We start from the raw sequence: 4,483 nt of genomic DNA on the forward strand, positions 1-4,483 counted from the left end.
GCAAGGCTATCGGAAGGCTCTGTGAAATGTTGAATACGACAAAAACATTATTCCCGGGTTCGAAGCTTCGACTCGTTTATGGTGTCAAGGATATCGTCCATGTTACATAAAAATGAGGCACTGTGTCAGGATGTCTGAACTCCGAACTTTATTCTCGAATTAAAGGTCCTATAAAGGCATCAGCTAAGTGTTGAAAAACAGTCCCTTAAAAGAACCCCCCCCCCTCCTTTCATCCTGGTCGCCGGACCGATGGATCCCTGTTGCCCAAGGGGGACTGAGAATTTCCTTGAATCTTTTTCTTTTTTCTCTCCCCCTGGCACATATTACAGCAGTCCGGGAGAGCACCCTTTTCCTGGGTGTCTTTTTTTGGCTCCTCCTGATGCTATTAAACAGAAGGATACTCTGGCCCAGAACACCCATCGACTGGCCCTTATTTTTTTGGCTGGCCTGTGTCTTTGTTTCCCTCCTCTGGGCGGTCAATCCGGCCTACAGCTTTAAAAAAATTCAGGGGGATGTACTTAAAGGCATTTTGGTCTACTATCTTTTGGCTTACGCCGCTCAGGACCCGGATCAGCGGAAACAATTATTTTTTTCCCTGACCATCGGCAATACCTTAATGATCGTATATGCCCTCTGGGACTTCTGGCAGGCCGGCGGGTCCTTTGGCTCTTATGAAATCAGGGCGAGATCTTTACATCAAAGCTATCCTGAATTTGGCACTTATTTAATTACCGTCCTCCCTTTCTTCCTGATTTCCTTTTTTTCTCCCCTATCGAAACAGCTTCGCTGGTTTTGGGGTATTTGGGTCGTCATGGGTTTGTTTTGTATCTATATTACCTTCGGGCGGGCTATGTGGCTGGCTGCTGCCGTGGAGATTCTTCTTGTAGTTTGGATGGCCAATAAGAAAAAATTGGTCCTGGTTTTCCTTCTGAGTCTCTTGCTCCTTCCCCTGGTAATGCCCAAAACCGTTTGGTTTCATGGAGAGCAAATTCCTCAATCCGGGGAAGTCAGCTCCCAGAAAATCGGCGGTACGGGCGGCGATCTGATCGAAATATGGAAGCTGGCCTTTACCTTTTTCCGGGAAAGGCCCTTCCAGGGAATCGGTTACGGCCGCAACAGTTTTTCCGAGGCCTTTCCCCATTTCCGGGCCAGCCATCAACCGCTCCTCTGGCATGCCCATAACGCCTTTTTAAATATCGGCTTTCAGGCCGGCATTCAAGGCCTGGCGGCCTTTCTCTGGCTGATCGGGGCCATTCTCTACCAGACCTATCGAAGAGGGAAAGCCGGGCTGTCTTCCTGGGTCGGATCGATTAATCTGGCCGTCTTTATCATGGTGATTGGTTTTTTTATCCGAAATTGCTTTGATGATTTATATGTGGATGACAATTTATTATTATTCTGGTTCTTGATCGGGGCGGCCTTAAGTCCGGTCAACAGGGAAAAATAATCGGCCTATATTTTTCAATTGACCGACCTACACATTGATTTTATAATTATTTTAATGAGTTTCTACTATACCCATTAAACCGTTTTTATCAACTTAAGGAAAAAGGTGGGCATATGCAAACAATCTTAACTTTAGAGCAGGAAGCTGTCCCTATAGTCAAATCAAGCCTTGTGCTAAAACATAAGGCATTGGAATTTAATTTGGACCGGTACCAAAAACGGCTTACTGCTTTTGAAAAAAAACATAAAATGACTTCTGAAAAATTTAAAAAAAAATTTATAGCCGGGGAGATGGGAGACGATCAAGAATGGTTTGATTGGGAATTTATTCTTGATGCTTATCAAGAAACGAAACGTCAATTGGATCTCTTAGATAACGTAAGATTATGACCATTGAATTCTACCTTGCCGCTCTCCATGAAAAGCTTCGTGAGATAGAAGGGTTGGTTTTATCAAGAACCATCCAACAAGAAATTGATGGTACTTTAGGGATCGGATATATCAAAGGTCAAATCGTCTTTATTGATGGTTCTAAACTCGAATTTTCCGAACAACTTCCAACGGATCGAAGCAAGTTCCGTTTCCACTATATGGATGCCCAAAAGAACCTTATTGTCCGCTGGGATTCTGCACCACATCACATGGAACTGAGTACTTTCCCTTTTCATAAACACACACAAGAAGGTACTGAAGAACACCCAGGTACTACCCTTTTAAATATTTTGGCAGAGATTGAAAAGGCGATTCTGGTATGAAAATCAATGCGGTTGTTTCTCTTTTAAAACAGAACAATAAACCGAAAAGAGATCCTCCAGATGCCTTTCCCAGGTATGTCGGGTCAGCATCTTCCGGTGAACCTGATGGACCACCTCTTTATTTAATTTCAAGGCCTGCAGGATAGCCTCGGCCAGGTGGGAAATATGGGCCGGATCTTTGACCACCAAACCGTTTTCCCCGGGAAGGATATCCTCTGAAGCACCGTTCATTTCCGTTGTGACTACAGGAAGCCCGTAAGCCATGGCCTCCAGGCAGGCGTTGCTGAAAGGTTCATAGATACTGGGGAGCACAAAGACATCGGTTTCCCGGTAATAGGAGACGATCTCTTGAACCGGCCCTGTGAAGGTTATATTTTTTAACACCCCAAGCCCTTCGGCCAGCTTTTCAGCTTTTTTCCGGTTCCCCGACCCCACGACCACGAGGCGGATTTTTTCCTTCCGTAAAACAAAGGGAAGTGCCCGAATCAAAAAAAACAGGCCTTTCCTCCGAAAACCGGAACCCACAAAAAGGAGGGTCTTTTCTTTTTTATCCCTCATCACTCCCCTTTTCCCCGGGGGGAGAGAGAAAGGCAAGGCATTATAAATCACCGGAACCTTCTCGGGGCTGACTTTATAGTGGCCGAGAATCTCCTGCTTCCCCCGCTGCGAATTGGCAATGAAATATCGGGTATTACTTTTTTCAAACAACTTTCTTTCCATGGCCAAGGTCAGCCAATGAAAGGGGTTAATGGTTACCCCTATTGTCTTATAAAAAGGCTCGATCTTTTTTCGCTGAAGGAGCCATTCTCTATGACATCCCTCCCCGGCCCGATAGACATCCTGGCACCAGGTTTTTTCAAAACTCTGGATTACATCAAAGGATTCTTTGGCCAGGGATTTCTTGACGCCATAATTAAAAGACCACAGTTTCAAAAGACCCAGGCCTGACAGCATGGGTACGGGATGACAGGTTACGCCCTTCGATTCCGGCCAGGAATGGCTGAACAGATGGACTTCATGCCCCCGTTCGACTAAATGTCGGCTGAGATTTTGGACATAACGTTCGGCCCCTCCATGGGGGATATAGCGGCGGCGGATAAGGGCGATTTTCATAGGAGTGACGGGTGACGGGTGACGGGTGACGAGGCAAGCAAATTTTCAATAGCCGAGATCACTTCGTCGGTATGGATCTCCGTCAGGCACCGGCTGACCTTGCTTCCCTGACAGCCGTCTTCACCGCAGGGGCGGCAGGCCCAGTCTTTTTTAATAACCAGATGCCCTTCCCCCCAGGGACCCCACATGTGGTCTCCGGATGGTCCGAAAAGGGCAATAACCGGAGTGCCTACTGCGGCGGCGATATGCATGGGGGCGCTGTCCACACCGAAAAAAAACTTTCCCCCGGCGATCAGGCAACCTAATTGTTTAAGAGTAAGTCGGCCGGAGAGATCCAGGGGTTTTGTTCGGCATCGTTTCGTGATTTCCTGAACGGCATCCAGTTCTTTTTTATCCGGACCGCTGGTGACCATGACGGCCCAGTCCATCTTGCTTTGGATATAATCAATAACCTCGGCATAACCCTCCAGTCGCCAGGTCTTGAACATCCAGCGGGAGGTGGGGTGGACCACCACATAGGGGTTTTGATTGTTAATTCCCTTTTCAACTAAAATCCGATTTAAGGTTTCCTGGTCTTTCGGGGTCCAGTAAAACCGCAAGGGCATTGCAGGCGGATTTATTCCCAACAAACGCAGGGCATCCAGATGATGTTCGACGACATGGCGGTTATCGCCGGGCGTCTTTACGGTTTGGGTAAAGGCCCTTTTCCACCACCATTGTTTTTGTTTTTTGGGGTGATAACCGATTCGTTCTTTGGCCCCGGAAAGGAAAGAGAGGATAGCCCCCCGGTCCCCTCCGGTGAAATCAATGGAAAGATCAAACCCTTTCCGGCGCAAACGGCCTATGAGCCGCCGTTGATAGCCTAATTCCTCCAGAGGTTTTTTCTTCGGTTCTCTCTCTAAAGCGATGACTTCCGATAGACAAGGGTTGTCCCGGACCATATCCTCGGTCCCCTGGTTGACGACCATGGTAATTTGGGACTGCGGATAGGCCTCTTTGAGAGCGCTCAGACAGGGAGTGGTTACGAGTACATCGCCCAAATGCCTTAATTTTATTATAAGAATATTCAATTAGATATCTCTTTTAATTTTGCATACTTGACAAAGGTATAATAGGAATAAAGGATGGCTAAGACCAAACCTTTGGCCCCGTCCAAGAACCCTTTTTGA

5 protein-coding genes are annotated in these 4,483 nt (G+C 47.0%); 3 read left to right on the forward strand and 2 right to left on the reverse strand.

Annotated elements, in window-relative coordinates; all coding sequences use genetic code 11:
- The first annotated feature begins 286 nt into the window (after positions 1-286).
- The 3 genes from HY879_06070 (at position 287) to HY879_06080 (ending at position 2,201) form a co-directional block, all read left to right on the forward strand.
- Positions 287-1,447: an O-antigen ligase family protein gene (locus tag HY879_06070; protein ID MBI5602902.1), complete on the forward strand. Its 1,161-nt coding sequence runs from the start codon at positions 287-289 to the stop codon at positions 1,445-1,447.
- Positions 1,448-1,560: 113 nt separating this feature from the next.
- On the forward strand, positions 1,561-1,836 hold the full coding sequence (locus HY879_06075; protein MBI5602903.1) for a hypothetical protein: 276 nt from the start codon (positions 1,561-1,563) through the stop codon (positions 1,834-1,836).
- Positions 1,833-2,201, forward strand: a complete 369-nt coding sequence (locus HY879_06080; GenBank protein ID MBI5602904.1) for a hypothetical protein — start codon at positions 1,833-1,835, stop codon at positions 2,199-2,201. Before HY879_06075 ends, HY879_06080 begins: the two co-directional genes overlap by 4 nt.
- A 3-nt stretch (positions 2,202-2,204) precedes the next feature.
- Here the strand turns inward: HY879_06080 and HY879_06085 are convergent, their stop codons facing one another.
- On the reverse strand, positions 2,205-3,314 hold the full coding sequence (locus HY879_06085) for a glycosyltransferase family 4 protein (GenBank protein MBI5602905.1): 1,110 nt from the start codon (positions 3,312-3,314) through the stop codon (positions 2,205-2,207).
- A complete protein-coding gene (gene rfaQ, locus HY879_06090) occupies positions 3,311-4,384 on the reverse strand; it encodes a putative lipopolysaccharide heptosyltransferase III (protein MBI5602906.1) in 1,074 nt (357 codons plus the stop codon). Before rfaQ ends, HY879_06085 begins: the two co-directional genes overlap by 4 nt.
- Between the last annotated feature and the right edge of the window lie 99 nt (positions 4,385-4,483).

This window comes from Deltaproteobacteria bacterium (assembly GCA_016219225.1).
In the GTDB taxonomy this organism is placed as follows: Bacteria; Desulfobacterota; RBG-13-43-22; order RBG-13-43-22; family RBG-13-43-22; genus RBG-13-43-22.

Bases quoted from the DNA above. Each gene is read 5' to 3' on its own strand.
- HY879_06075 (MBI5602903.1), top strand. From the start codon at position 1,561: ATGCAAACAATCTTAACTTTAGAGCAGGAAGCTGTCCCTATAGTCAAA.
- HY879_06080 (MBI5602904.1), top strand. From the start codon at position 1,833: ATGACCATTGAATTCTACCTTGCCGCTCTCCATGAAAAGCTTCGTGAG.
- HY879_06085 (MBI5602905.1), bottom strand. From the start codon at position 3,314: ATGAAAATCGCCCTTATCCGCCGCCGCTATATCCCCCATGGAGGGGCC.